Genomic DNA, 17629 nt, shown 5'->3' with positions numbered 1-17629 from the left:
CTTAAGCAGCAAATTATCATTTCTAATTTAGAAACTTTAAAAAGGGTTAATATCAAAGTATAAATTAACTATTTGACATATAATTACAGCACTACCTAGCGCTATAGCGTAAAAATTTAAAGACATCGTTTTTGAATCTATGCTTCTACTAAGGAATATCGGCGTATAAACAAATATTATTACTGCAAATATAGCTGCATACTGCAAAGCTAGTATAAAACCTTTAGGATAAAAAACTGTAAATATAAGGGGTGGCACAAAACAAATTAAACTTAAACCCAAGTTACTTATGTTTTTTCCGTTTTTTATAAATAAATCTTTCATATAGTGTATTAGTGAAATACCAACTCCAATAAAAGAGGTAATAATTGCAATATGAATAAATATATTTAAACCTAGCTCTAACAAGTTTGAGTTTGAAATTGTTTTAATTTGTTCTACAAAGCCGCTTGGTGTATTGTTTCCTGATAAAAACAATGTTTGATAGCTATGCAAACCTTGTTGAGGAATCAATGCCAAAGCTAAAAGCAACCAGACTATATAAATCGCTAATACACTTATACTCCCAATAAATATACTTTTACGGATACTCTTTATATCTGCCTGCTGATATTCATAAAGTACTGGTATAACATTATGAAATCCAAATGATGGTAGCAATGTGGGCCATGCAAAAACTATTGCTAATAAAGATAAAGGCATACTATTTAAATAAACTGGATTTATATATAGCAACATAATAGCTATAGCCAAAATAAAGAAGATAAATTTTAGAAAAACAAAAAATCTATTTGTATAATCTGAGATCCTATAACTATACATAAATGAACTAAAAATCAGAATAAAAATTAAAGCAGGTAAAAATACATTATTTTTTGTAGGTGCTATAGCAGTATAAGCATAATTAACCAACTCAGCACCTTGCGTGGTATAGGCTGACATCAAAGAATACAATAAAAGCAAATATATTACACTGAAAGATATCTGATATACTTTAGGCACTTTTGATTGCATCATAGTTGTAAAATTTACACCTAACGGATATTTTGCACAAACATTCAATAATCTTATAGCTGTGATATACATCACACTCCATGACATAACTAGCAAAATAATAGCTACCATAAACCCACATGATGCTACAACTAAAGGCAAAGAAAGCATGCCTGCACCAATAGTTGTGCCTATTATCAATAAAGCGCTACCGAAAGATCTAGAAAACATTAATAACCAGGTTTTAAATTAAATTAGTAAAAATAATATAGTATAAATAGAATTGAAGCAAAACTTTACCGATAAAACCTAATAAACTACACTCAGGGCTCCATTTCAATTATTTAGTAAACTCTCAGACTACAATCTAACGACCATTAAATATAGATGTAATATTATTGTAAGCAAAACACAAAAGTTTAAATTTTTTAGTGAAATATAATTTTTTATTATGTTATGATTTAATGATAATTAATAAACATAGAGTTTTAACATATATGAAAAATTTTTTTGTTTTGTATTTTGGTTTATTTTCTGTAGTCTTTGCCGCTCAAAAACTTAAATCAGGTAGTGATAATAACTTATCTTTTCCTGCAACGAACAATACTCAAATAATGAGCTATCAACCAGAAACTGGTGATTTTACTAAAGAAATACCTATAATTAGCACTTCTTTAGATGATGGCTTAAATTTTAATTATAGTGCGTATATTAGTAATAATGGTCAACTCTCTGTTCCTTTAATTATTACAATTGGGTTAGGAAATAAAAATTTAATTGGTTTTGTCAGAGATGTAAATGGAGGTGTTAATACTTTATCTTCAGGGGCAAATGGAGGTAGTGCTGTCTCAAACACTCATTTTCATGGGACTGTAAATGGCAGTGGAGTATCTTCTATTTACTCAAGCGATGGAGTTTTATATACAGGTGATGCTTTCCATGGATATGAAGGCTATATTTATAGTCCACATAAAAAATCTAAAGTAACGTTTTCATATAGTAATGCTAAATACATGATTGAACCTCATACAAGTGAAAAATTGTGTGATTATGGTTTAGGTTTAACTGGTTTATATGTAACTAAAATAAGCCTTTCTAATGGTTACGAGGTTAGCTTTAATATAAGTTCAACGCGGGTCTATGAGGAGCATGCTCGTGGACAGCAATTTTATAAATGTACAGCGGTTTATTATACTAAAATATCAGATAATCAAGGTAGGGTTTGGACATTTGGTCGTAATTCAGGAAATGGTTTCTTACAAAATGTCAAGTATCCAGATGGCAGACAAATTAAGTTTGATTTTTCTCATATAACAGATGTTAATGGAATCACGTATACATATGGGAGCCTAACATCAAAACATCAGTTTCCTTATGTTAATTATTCTGGAGCAAACCTGACTCAATCTCTTAGAGAGTCTTTTTCAGTAGATTCCAGTTATACTAACAACGCTATTACACATATGAATGGTAGTGTAGATAAATATTTAGGTTACCCAAAACACTATACCATTTCTGCAGATCCTGGAAACGGTACATATAAAGAACATAAAAAACTCGATAAAAGTGGTAGTGTTGTATACGATGAAGTAAATACATGGAATTATACAGCAAATGCAACACCATATTTAATAGAGCAAACAATTACGCAAGATGGAGTTACTATTTCTAAAAAGTTTGCTGATTTTAATGCATATTTGTATCCTCAAACGATTACTGAAACTGCTTCAGATGGACAAATTAGGGTTACTAAAACTACATATTTGGAACTTCAAGCTTCAGCTACTCATGGGCATATGGTTAAGCCTGAAAAGATACAAGTAACTGATGATAGCGGTAAAGTTTTGCATACTATTATAAACCAATATGATAGTGAAGGATACTTGATATCTAGTACTAACGATGGTGTAGAAACAAAATACTCTTATGATTCTAACGGTAATTTAGCAACTTCAATGGACGCTAATGGTAACACTACAAAATATCAAGGTTATCAATATGGTAAGCCTACAGTTGTAATTGACCCTAAGGGTGGTAAAACAGTTTATAGTTATGATTATAGAGGGCTTGTATTAAGCAAAACAGATCCAGAAGGTAACACAACTAAATATTATTATGATATAAGTGGCCGTCCAACTTTAATCACTCCTCCAACAGGTTATTCTATTAGCTATGCTTATAGTAATAATGGTTTAACTGTCACTAAGTATCAAGGTCAAGTTGCTACGGTAATAAACTATGACGGTTTTGGTAAAGTGATAAATACAACCTCAAGTGTTAGGAATTCATCTGGTTCAATTGCACAAGTTTATAAATACGATATCGTTAATAATAAAGTATTTACTAGTTACCCGTGTTTATCAATAAACCAGTGCTCAACTGGAGATATTTACACTTATGACATATTGGGTAGACCAATTCAATTAATTAAAGATACTAGTTCATTTTAAGGGGTAGCGAAATGAAATATATAAAAAAAATATTTTTGGCTACTTTAGGGCTTCTTGGAGCATTGAACTCTTTTGCTAGTTACACATGGACCGCTCAATATACTGGAAGTAATGGAAATGCAGTAAAAAAAGTTACTAGTCCAAATGGAACAACCACATACAGTTATAGACAAGGTTTTGGCGAACCAATTTTATTAAGTAAAACTAGGCAATCTATAAGTAATACTGCTCTTTATGATAATGAAGGTAGACTTCTATCTTTATCTCAAGGTGAAGAAAATAGAAATTATAACTACACAGATTCTACTCATTTAAATTGGTTAATGTCCCAAAACGACCCAGAGCTTGGCACTACAAGTTATTCATATTATTCTAATGGACAGCGTAGAACTGAACAAATCGCAGGCTCAACGTTAACAAACTTTACATATGATGGTAGTGGTAATATTATCCAAGTGAATTACTCATCCTCAAATGGGATTCCTGCATCCCCAACAGTTACATATGGCTACGACGCTAATAATAATGTTATTTCTAAGAGTTTAGGTGAAGATAACCAAATAAACAATACTTACGATGCACTAAATCATCTGTTAACATCAAGCCTGAAATATTCATATCCTGATGGTACTTCCCAAAAAAGTATCTCTTACATCTATGATAACTATGGTCATATTAAATCTATTACTTACCCTGATAGGTTAGTTATTAATTATAATCCTAATGGGCTTGGAAGGTCACAATCTATTACAAGCTCGTCAAGTAATATTATTACAGGCATTACTTATAATTCTGCTAATAATATCACCTCTTATGCTGGGGCAAATTTTAGTTTGTCTATAGCCTACGATAATATGAATCGTGTTACTGATATTAAAACAACCAGTATCAATAGTAGCTATACTTATGATGGTGAAAACAACGTTATAAGTATTATAGATGGCTTAAGTTCATCTAATAATGAATCATTTTCATATGATGGTAATAATCGGTTAATTCAAGCAAGTGGTCCATGGGGACAGGCAAGCTATAGCTATGATAATTTAAACAATATAACCTCCCTTACAACCACTAATGATGGTGCTCATAGCTATGTTTATGATGGTAAGAACCTACTAAGTTTTGTTACATCTAATACAAAAAAAGGCACTCAGAAACTAGATTATGACACTAACGGGAATGTTATAAAAAAAGGTCAAGACACTTATGTTTATGATGCTGCAAATCATCTGATTAGTTTTAAAAATAAAGATCATGAAATTGAGTTTGTGTATGATCCACATGGTCATGTTATATCTACTACTGAGGATGGTAAAAAACCTGTTATCACATATTACGATGAATCAGGAAGATTGCTTTATAAGTTAGATCCAAATAAAACCACTCAGCAAGTAACTGATTATATATATCTTAATGATAAGCTTGCTGTTGAAGCTAGACATGACCAGGGTGATTTGAAAAATGTATCTTACCACTATATAACAACAAATCCATTAGGTTCTCCAATTGCTAGTACTTTAAATGGGGATACAGAATGGAGGCAAATTTATCGACCATATGGATTAGAGAAAAGTCAGATTACTCAAGATGAGGACCATATAGGTTTTACAGGAAAAGAAACGGTTAAGAATATGAATCTAGTGAATATGAATGCTAGATACTATGCTCCTGATTTTGGTAGATTTATGGCTTATGATCCAGCTGAGCCAACTGTAGGTGATCTATTTAGTTTTAATAGATATGCATATGCAAATAATAATCCGTTATTATATACAGACCCTACAGGATTATTTTCGTTTAGTGGTTTCTTTCATGGTCTAAATGATTTCGCGTCTGGTATGGTAAATGGGATGTCAGCTGGGTTTGTTAATACGGAACATACTCAAGGCTTTGCCCACAAGGCGGGTTGGGCTGTTGGGACTGCTTTGGGATTGACCTATGGAGCTACAGAGCTAAGAGCAGCTAGGTATGCTGCTAGTAAAGCAGGCGGATTACTTGAGTCATCGACTACAGCAGCAATGGAAGAACGCAACCTTGCTGGACAGGCTGATGTGGCTAAGGCTGTTAAGGGTATAGAATATGACTCCAAAGGCAAGTTGATTAGTAGAGAGCCAAAGAGTTTGAGAGATAAATTAACTATGGAGGAAGCTGAATCTGGCAAATATACGTTAAATGCAACACCTAAAGAAGGTTTGAGTGATGCTAAGTACAAGGGTATGCAGAAGCTAAGATATACTAGAAATTTTAGTAATGGTACTAAAACTACAATTCATTATATTAAAGACCCTGTAACTGGTAAAAGATATGATTTTAAATTTAAAAATCACGCTGAGGATTAGTAAATGATAGTTAAAACTAAGTATAATGAAAAAAGATGTCTAGAGAATGATCCTGTCGACTTAATAGTACATGGATTAGAATATTCAAGTGGCTCTTTAAAATATTATTTTGCTGAAATGTATCCAGATGGAACTGGTTCTATTGGTTATGATAAAGCAATAAATTATGAAATTGTTGATCCAAGGGTTTCAAAATATTGGGATATTGAGTTTTTTGATATTAATGGTTCTGTTGGGTATATAATGAGACATAGAAGCTGGATAAGCTGGGAAAAGAATAATTTAGGTGAGAGCTTTTGGGAAAAAATAGATACGTGCTCAGAACCTGAGATATATGAAATTTTTTCTGATTCTATAAATCAAATGAATGAAGAATCTAACACACATCTTATTAAAATAGAACTATTAGGAAAAATATTAAAAGGTGATTATAAGCTGTATTTTATTAAAATATTTGATGATTCAAAAGTTAGTGGAGGATATTTATTATCTTTATACAAGACTTTACCACAGAATGGTTCTGACGCAGATGAGTGGTTTGATACTTATGAGGAGTTAGAGAAATATTTTAAGGATAATGATTTAGAGGTTGAGTGGTTGGAGGATTGATTTGATTTACTGGTGTAGATCATACTCAAGGCTTATTGCGGCAAGCTTTAAAAACATAATTTAAAAGCAACTTAAAATCTATAAGACTTCCTCTAAGGAAAAAATAGGAGAATAAAATGATGGATGAATTAAAAAAGAAGAATATATTTGTAAGACTCTACAAAGGAGATCTATCGCTAGCCAAAACTTTTTGGCTACCTAACATATTGTTATTTTTGGTTGGTACACTTGCAGTTTATACAGCTTCTATATTTATAAAAAGTCCAGGTGCTTGGTTAATATATTTATTTTTCTACTCTATTATAATTTGGATATTCCATCTGTTGATTTTTATATCAATATTGAATGCGTGTAAAAAACATAAAGGCTTACTTATCTGGAGGATTTTATCCAGAATTTACAGCATATTAGGACTTGTAAGTTTCATAATCATAATATACTGTATTGCTTTTGCAGCTACAGTTATTATTACGGATATAAATAATAATAGCAATTTGAGAGATAAAACTTTTCTTTCAAAACTTGATAATTATTTGCTAAATCAAAACTTGCCACAAAAGATAAGTGATGTATTAAGTCTTGAAAGAATAATGGATGATCAAAAGCAACAAACCTATATTTTTAAAAATACTGACCCAAATCAAGAATTGATTTTTGATAGGTTGGATAACTTTTTCTGTAGAGAAATGCTAGATTTTAAACAAAATAAGAAAGTAGTATTTCAAGTTTATGATCAAAACAATAAACTAAAACAAGAAAACGAACTTACTTACGGTAAATGCTTAAAAATAATTAACGCATCTATCAAGTAATCGAGATAAAAAGTTGCGGTATTTAAAAAAGATGGCGACTACCTACTTTCACCTGGGCAACTGCCAGACTATCATCGGCGTGTTGTAGTTTCACTTCTGAGTTCGGAAAGGGATCAGGTGGTTCCTACAAGCTATCATCGCCAAAACTTGAGTTTTGGTATATAAAGATATTTAACAATTCAGCATAGAAATAGACTTAAGTCTCTCGGATCATTAGTACTGGTAAGCTACATACATTACTGCACTTACACACCCAGCCTATCAACGTCGTAGTCTCCAACGTTCCTTACTAGCTTATAGCTAGAGAGATCTAATCTTGAAGGAGGCTTCCCGCTTAGATGCTTTCAGCGGTTATCCCGTCCGAACGTAGCTACCCGGCAATGCTTCTGGCGAAACAACCGGAACACCAGTGGTTCGTTCACTCCGGTCCTCTCGTACTAGGAGCAACTCTTCTCAAATCTCTAACGCCCACGGCAGATAGGGACCGAACTGTCTCACGACGTTCTGAACCCAGCTCGCGTACCACTTTAAATGGCGAACAGCCATACCCTTGGGACCTGCTTCAGCCCCAGGATGTGATGAGCCGACATCGAGGTGCCAAACTCCTCCGTCGATATGAACTCTTGGGAGGAATCAGCCTGTTATCCCCGGAGTACCTTTTATCCGTTGAGCGATGGCCTTTCCATACAGAACCACCGGATCACTAAGACCTACTTTCGTACCTGCTCGAGCCGTCACTCTCGCAGTCAAGCGCACTTTTGCCTTTATACTCTTGGTATGATTTCCGACCATACCGAGTGCACCTTCGTACTCCTCCGTTACTCTTTAGGAGGAGACCGCCCCAGTCAAACTACCCACCATACACTGTCCTCGCCTTCCGGCTGAGTTAGAACTTCAATAATTCAAGGGTGGTATTTCAAGGTCGACTCCACATGATCTAGCGACCATGCTTCTTAGTCTCCCACCTATCCTACACATAAATGATCAAAGTCCAGTGCAAAGCTATAGTAAAGGTTCACGGGGTCTTTCCGTCTAACCGCGGGTACGCTGCATCTTCACAGCGATTTCAATTTCACTGAGTCTCTGGTGGAGACAGTGTGGCCATCGTTACGCCATTCGTGCAGGTCGGAACTTACCCGACAAGGAATTTCGCTACCTTAGGACCGTTATAGTTACGGCCGCCGTTTACTGGGGCTTCGATCCAGAGCTTCGCCTAAGCTAACCCCTTCAATTAACCTTCCAGCACCGGGCAGGCGTCACACCCTATACTTCCTCTCTCGAGTTCGCAGAGTGCTGTGTTTTTGATAAACAGTCGCAGCCACCTGGTATTTGCAACCCTCAACAGCTTACGTAGCAAGTACTTCACCATTAAGGGCACACCTTCTTCCAAAGTTACGGTGTCATTTTGCCTAGTTCCTTCACCAGAGTTCTCTCATAGCCTTAGTATTCTCTACCTACCCACCAGTGTCGGTTTACAGTACGGTTACTTATACAATATACTTAGAAGCTTTTCCTGGAAGCAGGGCATTAGTAGCTTCGCCAAATAAATTCGGCTTCGTCTCGTATCTCAGATTATCAAGATGCCGGATTTGCCTAGCACCTCTACCTACCTACTTTCACTTGGACAACCATGCGCCAAGCCTACCTAGCCTTCTCCGTCCCTCCTTCGTTCATATAAGCAGCACAGGAATATTAACCTGTTTCCCATCGACTTCACTCTTCAGCTACGCCTTAGGGGCCGGCTTACCCTACGTTGATTAACATTGCGTAGGAATCCTTGGGTTTTCGGCCAATAAGAATCTCACTTATTTTACGTTACTCATGTCAGCATTCGCACTTCTGATACCTCCAGCAAACTTCTCAATTCACCTTCATCGGCTTACAGAACGCTCCCCTACCAATATATTAAATATATTCCGCAACTTCGGTGCATAGCTTAGCCCCGTTAAATCTTACGTGCAGGCCGACTCGACCAGTGAGCTATTACGCTTTCTTTAAAGGATGGCTGCTTCTAAGCCAACCTCCTGGCTGTCTGGGCCTTCCCACTTCGTTTCCCACTTAGCTATGACTTAGGGACCTTAGTTGGCGGTCTGGGCTGTTTCCCTTTCCACGACGGACCTTAGCACCCGCCGTGTGTCTCCCGTGATAAAACTTGATCGTATTCTGAGTTTGCATCGAGTCGGTAAGCTCGTAAAAGCCCCCTAGTCGAAACAGTGCTTTACCCCAATCAGTCAATTCACGAGGCACTACCTAAATAGTTTTCGGGGAGAACCAGCTATCTCCGTGCTTGATTAGCCTTTCACTCCGATCCACAGCTCATCCCATACTTTTGCAACAGTACCGGGTTCGGTCCTCCAGTTAGTATTACCTAACCTTCAACCTGGCCATGGATAGATCGCGCCGGTTTCGGGTCTACTCCTAGCGACTAGGCGCTCTATTAAAACTCGCTTTCGCTACGGATCCCTTATTCAGTTATCCTCGCCACTAAAAGTAACTCGCTGACCCATTATACAAAAGGTACGCAGTCACATGACTAAATCATGCTCCTACTGCTTGTATGCAAGCGGTTTCAGATTCTATTTCACTCCCTTTATAAGGGTTCTTTTCACCTTTCCCTCACGGTACTAGTTCACTATCGGTCATTCAGGAGTATTTAGCCTTGGAGGATGGTCCCCCCATGTTCAAACAAGGTTTCTCGTGCCTCGCCCTACTTGTTCGTATGCTTAGTTCCATCTTAATCATTTCGTATACGGGACTATCACCCTCTATCGTCAAGCTTCCCAACTTGTTCTACTATAATTAAGACTATATCATACCAGGCTCTTCCCACTTCGCTCGCCACTACTATGGGAATCTCAATTGATTTCTCTTCCTAAGGGTACTTAGATGTTTCAGTTCCCCTCGTTCGCTCTCTATCTTATATCAGATAAAGTAACTAGACTACTCTAGTTGGGTTCCCCCATTCGGAAATTCCGGGATCAATGCTTATTTGTCAGCTACCCCAGACTTATCGCAGACTAACACGTCCTTCTTCGCCTCTGAATGCCAAGGCATCCACCGCTTGCACTTATTTTCTTAAGTCTATCTCTATACTAAATTGTTAAATATCTCTATCTTCATGCAAATAAAATAATGGTGGAGCCAAGCGGGATCGAACCGCTGACCCCCTGCGTGCAAAGCAGGTGCTCTCCCAGCTGAGCTATGGCCCCAAAAAAATGGTGGGTCTGAGTAGACTTGAACTACCGACCTCACCCTTATCAGGGGTGCGCTCTAACCAACTGAGCTACAGACCCGTATCTTATTTACACTAAAATCTATTATCTACAAACACTCTATCAATTTATCTGAATTAGCAATTAAGCTCTATTCTTATTATTCTTTTCGTATTTCCTTTAAGGAGGTGATCCAGCCGCAGGTTCCCCTACGGCTACCTTGTTACGACTTCACCCTAGTCATGAATCACTCCGTGGTAAACGCCCATTCGTTAAGCTATCTACTTCTGGAGCAACCCACTCCCATGGTGTGACGGGCGGTGTGTACAAGACCCGGGAACGTATTCACCGCGACATTCTGATTCGCGATTACTAGCGATTCCGACTTCATGCTCTCGAGTTGCAGAGAACAATCCGGACTAAGAGTACCTTTCTGAGTTTCGCTCCACCTCGCGGTTTGGCAGCCCTCTGTAATACCCATTGTAGCACGTGTGTAGCCCTGGTCGTAAGGGCCATGATGACTTGACGTCGTCCCCACCTTCCTCCGCCTTGTCAGCGGCAGTCTCAATAGAGTACCCAACTTAATGATGGTAACTATCAATAGGGGTTGCGCTCGTTGCGGGACTTAACCCAACATTTCACAACACGAGCTGACGACAGCCGTGCAGCACCTGTCACACAGTTCCCGAAGGCACCAATTCATCTCTGAAAAGTTCTGTGGATGTCAAGACCAGGTAAGGTTCTTCGCGTTGCATCGAATTAAACCACATGCTCCACCGCTTGTGCGGGTCCCCGTCAATTCCTTTGAGTTTTAGCCTTGCGGCCGTAGTCCCCAGGCGGAGTACTTATCGCGTTAGCTACGCCACTAGGCCCTTTACACCGAACCTAACAGCTAGTACTCATCGTTTACAGCGTGGACTACCAGGGTATCTAATCCTGTTTGATCCCCACGCTTTCGTCCCTCAGTGTCAGTATTAGTCCAGAATGTTGCCTTCGCCATCGGTGTTCCTTCTGATCTCTACGCATTTCACCGCTACACCAGAAATTCCCCATTCCTCTACCATACTCTAGTTTGACAGTATCAAATGCAGTTCCAAGGTTGAGCCCTGGGCTTTCACATCTGACTTATCAAACCACCTACAGACCCTTTACGCCCAGTAATTCCGATTAACGCTTGCACCCCCCGTATTACCGCGGCTGCTGGCACGGAGTTAGCCGGTGCTTATTCTTCAGGTAACGTCAATTCCATTAGCTATTAACTAACAGACCTTCCTCCCTAACTAAAGTGCTTTACAACCCTAAGGCCTTCTTCACACACATGGTATTGCTGGATCAGAGTTTCCTCCATTGTCCAATATTCCCCACTGCTGCCTCCCGTAGGAGTTTGGGCCGTGTCTCAGTCCCAATGTGGCTGATCATCCTCTCAAATCAGCTATGGATCGTCGCCTTGGTAGGCCCTTACCCTACCAACTAGCTAATCCAACGCAGGCTCATCCATTCGCGACAGCAACAAGTTGCCACCTTTAATCCTCAGATATTATGCGGTATTAACAGTCGTTTCCAACTGGTATCCCCCTCAAATGGGTAAATTCCTACGCGTTACTCACCCGTCCGCCACTCGTCAGCATCCGAAGACCTGCTACCGTTCGACTTGCATGTGTTAAGCATACCACCAGCGTTCAATCTGAGCCAGGATCAAACTCTTCAGTTTAATCTATTTCTTGACTCAATTACTAAACTCAAATTTATCAACAAAGTGTTTGTATATAATATATCTCTTAAATATCTTCCAGGCCTAAACCCTCTCTACCGCTAACATCACCCGTCAGCCAGTGAAGACATATAATACACACCTCCCTCTCTCAACGCAAGAGCTTTTTCTAAAATTTTTAAAGTTTTTTACGGTTTTTTAGGCAAACATATTTGTTTATGAAAAAATTCATTTGCAACTCAGAAAAATTTTTTTAAACTTAATAAATTAGGTGGTATAAAATTCAACCCGCATACAACCCTTTCTTTAAGAAGTTCTGTTCCTATGAGCCGAAAAATGTTATTTTTTATTTTGCTTATTAAATTACAAGACTAAAGATTCTGGTGGGTTATCTATATATTTTTCAGGCCTACCAGCGGATTCAACAAGAGTAGCATCTATTATTGCTCCTTTAGCATGAGTTATATTTAAACCTAAATCTGTCAGCTGTTGATTCAAATTATCTAGCAATATTGGTAGCTTGTTCTTACGAATTAGTAGGTTTCTAAATTTACAGATACTACTATAATCTGGTAAATCACCTGTAGGAGTAAAACCTGTGAAATATAAAAAATCTAAACGCAGTCTTAAACTATCGGATAGCTCTCTGTCACTTAGGCTATACATTGGCCAAGTAACAACAACTTAAACATCATCACGCTATCGTAACTCGGTCTGCCTCGATTATTACTATCTTGAACATATATACCTTTTAAAGCCTTTCTGAAGTAATTAAAGTCTAAAAGAAAAGTTTATTTAATTTTACAAACTTATTATCCTTACCTAATGACTCTTCTATACCTAAAAAGAAAAAATCCATAATTACTAAAATACAAATATCTTCGATATCTATATTTTACAGAATCTAATCAAAGTTTGGGATATTAATTCAACAGTCTTGAATATAAAAATATAAACACTATACTTTGCTATCAATTAGCAATTAGCAATTAGCAATTAGCAATTTATAATTATAAATGTCAAAATATCGTAAAGCATTATACATATCATTTGCAGCGGAGCAATCATTCATTTTATATGGTCAACACTGTAAAAGTTATTTTGTTCAAAAGGATAAAAGCCTGGATAGAGAGTATAAGATAAGGATGTATGATAATAGACCTAGAAAAGCATTATTTGATAAGGATATACCCTTTGTTCGTATAAACTATTTATATGCGGAAAATGATGATCTTCCATCTAATGATTGGCGAATACATAAGACTCTAAGTAATATTGAATTTGCTAATAACGCAGTATTAAAAGAGCTTCAATGTATACAACCCAATAGTGTAATTTATTTAAATGGTCACGGAAACAAAATAAACACATATTTATCACAAATTATTAAATACCCTAATGAGGATCAATATGCATATGGTCGTGTTTATTGTTATCAAATAGCTAATTTGTTATCAAATGGTATTCCCAATCATAAAAAAACTCATATTACTATTAAAATGATAGCATGCGAATCAATAGAATTTGCACAAAGGTTAATGGATGAGTTACACCATAAAGGATTCAAAAATACATGCGTTATTTATAGCATAGATAAAATGGTAACATATGGACCATATACAAAAGTAAGCAAAAATCACTTTTTGATGAAGGACATTAGTTCTATGGCAAGATCTTCTAATCTTGGACTTGTGCTTAGAGGAAGATTTAGATATGGAGAAGAGTATCCAGATATAAAAAGAGTTGTTCATAATTATAGTGGTTCAGTTGAAGATGAACCATCACGTGATTTTAAGAAAAAATATATGCAATTTGATAATGTAGTGAGAACATATACTAGTATTGATGGATTGACTGAATATCAAGAAGAGTTTATTCTTCTACAGAATATTTTATTTCAGACGCTAGCTCATTATTTAAATAATTATGAACAATCTTTTTATCATGGAATTTTTCATCGCCATGGAAATAGTGGTCATAAACGAGTTAAATGCTTCTGCGAGCAAATTAATTCAATATCAACAGAGTCTATTGTAAATAGTACAACTTTACCTGAAGATGCTATTACTCAAATAATTAAAGAAATTCAATTATTTGCTAATAAAGGTAGTGATTATACCCAGTATAGTGGAAGTATTAATGTTAATAATAGTTCTGGTATGACATTTATAATGAGGGGCCTTATAAAGTTTATTTCAATGTCAGGAACAATTAAATCCCCAAATTTTCAAACTTTTCTGAACTATATTTTTGATTCTAATAATATAGACATAGAAAATCTAAATAATCGTATTAATTGCCTAAATAAAATCATTAACTTTAAGTTGTAGATATGAGTAAGACTGTGGAATTAATAATGTCTTTGATGCTTAGGTCAATGTTTAAATTGGATTTTTTGACTGAATAATATTATAAGAAGTCATTCAATGATACTTTCTGGAACACTAATATATATATGTACAACATAGAAATACAGCAGTAACGACCAGACGATTATTAACAAATAGAATGTTGATATATTTAAAATGTCAAACCCTCCATAGTAGCTTGGAGATAAACTAGATAGTATGGCTAATACAACCACATGAAGAATTAAAGGGAAAGATCTTTTAAAAATAGGGAAAAAACCCTGATCAAGAGATGCCTGCTTGACCACATACAGCATATATAAAGATAACACAAACACAACAACATATCCTGTGTTAGGAAACTTTGAAAATGTAAAAAGGATTGATAAAAATACAAACATAGTTGGTAAAACTATGCTTGCAAAAGGAATGGCAAATCTACTTTTAATTCCATTAATTCTTAGCTTTCCTAAACATATTGGTATCGACATATACGAAATTACGTAAAATAATGACAAAAATGAAACTAAAGACGACCATGATCTAAACAATAGTAGAAAAAGTATAGCCAAACTAACGGTAGCATAAAGAGAGCGTCTACTAAAATTATATTTTGTTATCTTATCAAAGAATTTAGGTGCTTGGCGATCTTGTGACATAGCTGTAAGCATTCTTGTAGTTGAACCTGTATAAATCATACCAGTCCCAGCAGGTGAAATAACTGCATCTACATATAACACTATAGTCATAAGATTTAAGTTCAACATCATAGTCAACTGCACAAAAGGACTCGTGAAGTCCAACCCTGACCAACCATAACGCAGATCATTTGTTGTAAGAGCTCCGATAAAAGCTGTTTGAAGCATAAGATAAACAACCAATGTAATCAGTACTGAAAATACCATTGCTAGAACGATATCTCTTTTAGGGTCTTTTGCCTCTGAACAGAAAGATGCTATATTCTGAAAGCCATTAAAAGAATAAACCATACCAGCACCAATCATAGCGGAAAATATTGATGATGTCCCATAAGGTGCATAATTACCACCCACAGATGTAAAGTTACTACTGTGAAAACTGATCACCATAATTGATACAGCTGTTATAAATGGTATCAATACCTTCATAGTAGTTAAAATAACGTTACTACTTGAAAGTATCTTCACACCCCAAAAGTTAACTAAGCCAAACAAAAATATAATTATAGCTGCTAGGCCAAGACCTATAGGGGTCAGAGAGCCATGACCTGGATTAAATAAGTAAGTAGACACAGTATCAGACAGCGAAGCTAAATATTGAATACTACCTTCAGCCTCAGTAGCTATCACAGCTGTTAGTCCCAACCAAGTTGCTATAGTGCAAATAAAAGCAAAATCTTTGTTGTGACTAATGACTAGAAGCCTAGCCATTAACCCCCTTTTAGGGTAGTTAAAAGAAATCTCCGCAAGGCTTAAACCTAACACTAAAATTATAATTGAAGTAATTATCCAAGCAATGTAGGCGGCTGGACCTGCAATCTTAGCAGCGTAAAAAGAACTAAATAGCCAGCCTGAACCAATCATAGTCCCAACCCCTATAGCTGTTAAACCTATAAGCCCAATTTTATTTTCTTTCATATGATGTTACATTCCTGTAAATAAATAGCCTAAAAAATCATGATTATAATATAACCAAAATGTGTTTTTAGCTAGACAAATAATTTATTTCATATCCTACATTAATAACGTTTGAGCATCATGTTTATCATCTTCTCTTACTCAATAAACTCAAAAACAAATTTTGTTTGTTAACTAATACAATATATGCTATAACTAAGTGTGGCTACCGTAAGTCAAAAGGTAGTGATACTTTAATTCATTATTATAATACTAGGAGAGCTTATGAAGGCTAAAAAGATAATTACTGTTGGACTATTATGTGTATCATTTTTATTACTAAATAGCTGTGTTCTGCTATTAGGCGCAGCTGCAGGTGCTGGCACAATTGCTTACGTTGACGGAAAATATTCTATGAATCTGGAAGGAAGTATTACAAAAATTTATAATGCTGCGCTAGAAGCAATCCAAAACAATAATGACCTTGTAATAACTGCAAAAACAATTACTGCTACACAAGCAATGATAAAAGGTAGCACAAAAACTGATTCTACTGACTTCTATGTTCAAATAGATAAAATTACTGATAACGCTTCAAAGGTTACTATCAAATTTGGTACCTTTGGTGATCAAGCAATGTCTTCTACGTTAATGGATCAAATTCAGAAAAATGCTAAATAAATGTAAAGTAAGGGCGTATATGGTATACCTTAAAAAAAGTTTTTCTACTTTCTTTGCATGTATATTTACACTAACACTAAGTAGCTGTATATTGGCGGCTGTCACAGCTGGTGGAGGCACTGTAGCATATGTAGAAGGGAAATACTCTATGAATATTGAGGGTTATTATAAAGATGTCTACAAATCAGCGCTAAAAACTATAAATGATAATAATGATTTTGTACTTGTCTCTAAAGATTTGAACCTAGATAATGACACTGCTGAAATTGATGGCGCCACTAAAATAGAGAGCGATAATTTTTACATTAAAATTGAAAAATTAAATGCCAATGTGTCTAAAGTAACTATTAAATTTGGTACTTTTGGTGATCAGGCAATGTCTTCTACACTAATGGATCAAATCCAAGCTAACGTAAATAAGTCTAAAGCTTAATATCCTTACTAATGTTGGCGTATATATACAATGTTAAAAAAATTTAAACTAATAATACTCGGTTTTATAATAACAACTGCTCTTAACAGCTGTGTACTAGCAGCAATATTAGTTGGTTCTGCTGCGATAGCAGGTGGTACCGTATACTACATAAATGGCAATTATGTAATTGAAATACCCAAAGATATCCGCTCTGTATATAATGCAACGATTAAGACCTTCCAAACAAACAGCTTATACTCTTTAAATGGCCAATCGTATTCACAAACTACTGCTTCTATCAATGGCAAAGATAGTTCTGAAGATATCTCCGTAACTCTAAAAGACATTGATACGCGTAGCACGGAAGTTAAAATACGCTTCGGTATGTTGGGAGATAAACAAAAATCTGCTGACTTAGCAAACCAGAGCACAAAAAATATAACTTAAAAATTTAATTTCTATTA

The 17629-nt window shown here is 35.9% G+C and carries 10 protein-coding genes, 2 tRNA genes, 3 rRNA genes and 1 pseudogene; 8 read left to right on the top strand and 8 right to left on the bottom strand.

Annotated features, from left to right (window positions below):
- Window positions 1-36: 36 nt before the first annotated feature.
- Window positions 37-1224 carry an amino acid permease gene (locus FRA_RS00265; RefSeq protein WP_035720631.1) on the bottom strand — a complete coding sequence of 396 codons (1188 nt, stop codon included), beginning with the start codon at window positions 1222-1224 and terminating at the stop codon, window positions 37-39.
- Window positions 1225-1490: 266 nt separating this feature from the next.
- On the opposite strand from FRA_RS00265, the gene FRA_RS00260 reads away from it, so the two are divergent.
- The 4 genes from FRA_RS00260 (at window position 1491) to FRA_RS00245 (ending at window position 7203) form a co-directional block, all read left to right on the top strand.
- Window positions 1491-3443 (top strand): RHS repeat domain-containing protein, encoded by a 1953-nt coding sequence (locus FRA_RS00260; RefSeq protein ID WP_162173594.1) that lies wholly within the window; start codon window positions 1491-1493, stop codon window positions 3441-3443.
- 11 nt (window positions 3444-3454) lie between these two features.
- The gene (locus FRA_RS00255) at window positions 3455-5782 is read left to right on the top strand and encodes an RHS repeat domain-containing protein (RefSeq protein WP_035720627.1); all 2328 of its coding nucleotides are present in this window, start codon (window positions 3455-3457) and stop codon (window positions 5780-5782) included.
- A gap of 3 nt (window positions 5783-5785) precedes the next feature.
- A complete protein-coding gene (locus FRA_RS00250) occupies window positions 5786-6391 on the top strand; it encodes a hypothetical protein (protein WP_035720625.1) in 606 nt (201 codons plus the stop codon).
- A gap of 116 nt (window positions 6392-6507) precedes the next feature.
- Window positions 6508-7203, top strand: coding sequence for a hypothetical protein (locus FRA_RS00245; RefSeq protein WP_035720624.1), 696 nt, complete (start codon window positions 6508-6510; stop codon window positions 7201-7203).
- A gap of 29 nt (window positions 7204-7232) precedes the next feature.
- On the opposite strand, the gene rrf is transcribed toward FRA_RS00245, so the two are convergent.
- From rrf to FRA_RS00215, 6 genes and pseudogenes are all read right to left on the bottom strand, one after another.
- A 5S ribosomal RNA gene (gene rrf, locus FRA_RS00240) occupies window positions 7233-7348 on the bottom strand.
- Between the two features lie 47 nt (window positions 7349-7395).
- Window positions 7396-10284 (bottom strand): 23S ribosomal RNA (locus FRA_RS00235).
- A 52-nt stretch (window positions 10285-10336) separates the two neighbouring features.
- Window positions 10337-10412: transfer RNA gene (locus FRA_RS00230), tRNA-Ala, on the bottom strand.
- A gap of 7 nt (window positions 10413-10419) precedes the next feature.
- A tRNA-Ile gene (locus FRA_RS00225) sits at window positions 10420-10496 on the bottom strand.
- 100 nt (window positions 10497-10596) lie between these two features.
- Window positions 10597-12126: ribosomal RNA gene (locus FRA_RS00220) — 16S ribosomal RNA — on the bottom strand.
- The 16S, 23S and 5S rRNA genes sit together here with 2 tRNA genes alongside, the layout of an rRNA operon.
- Before the next feature lie 363 nt (window positions 12127-12489).
- A pseudogene (locus tag FRA_RS00215) lies at window positions 12490-12872 on the bottom strand (transposase).
- Window positions 12873-13142: 270 nt separating this feature from the next.
- Between FRA_RS00215 and FRA_RS00210 the strand changes: the two are divergent.
- A complete protein-coding gene (locus FRA_RS00210) occupies window positions 13143-14456 on the top strand; it encodes a hypothetical protein (RefSeq protein ID WP_035720613.1) in 1314 nt (437 codons plus the stop codon).
- Between the two features lie 89 nt (window positions 14457-14545).
- Here the strand turns inward: FRA_RS00210 and FRA_RS00205 are convergent, their stop codons facing one another.
- Complete coding sequence (locus tag FRA_RS00205; protein WP_051686785.1) at window positions 14546-16090, bottom strand: APC family permease; 1545 nt, start codon at window positions 16088-16090, stop codon at window positions 14546-14548.
- Between the two features lie 264 nt (window positions 16091-16354).
- Between FRA_RS00205 and FRA_RS00200 the strand changes: the two genes are divergently transcribed.
- The 3 genes from FRA_RS00200 to FRA_RS00190 are packed head-to-tail and all read left to right on the top strand — an operon-like array spanning window position 16355 to window position 17612.
- A complete protein-coding gene (locus FRA_RS00200; RefSeq protein ID WP_035720612.1) occupies window positions 16355-16750 on the top strand; it encodes a DUF3568 family protein in 396 nt (131 codons plus the stop codon).
- Window positions 16751-16769: 19 nt separating this feature from the next.
- On the top strand, window positions 16770-17183 hold the full coding sequence (locus tag FRA_RS00195) for a DUF3568 domain-containing protein (RefSeq protein ID WP_035720619.1): 414 nt from the start codon (window positions 16770-16772) through the stop codon (window positions 17181-17183).
- A 30-nt stretch (window positions 17184-17213) separates the two neighbouring features.
- Complete coding sequence (locus FRA_RS00190) at window positions 17214-17612, top strand: DUF3568 family protein (RefSeq protein WP_035720611.1); 399 nt, start codon at window positions 17214-17216, stop codon at window positions 17610-17612.
- The last annotated feature ends 17 nt before the right edge of the window (window positions 17613-17629 follow it).

The sequence above is a fragment of the Allofrancisella heilbronnii genome (assembly GCF_000710735.2).
Lineage (GTDB): Bacteria > Pseudomonadota > Gammaproteobacteria > Francisellales > Francisellaceae > Francisella > Francisella frigidaquae.
Note: the sequence above shows the minus strand (reverse complement) of the source record. Positions and strands in the feature narration are given on the sequence as shown.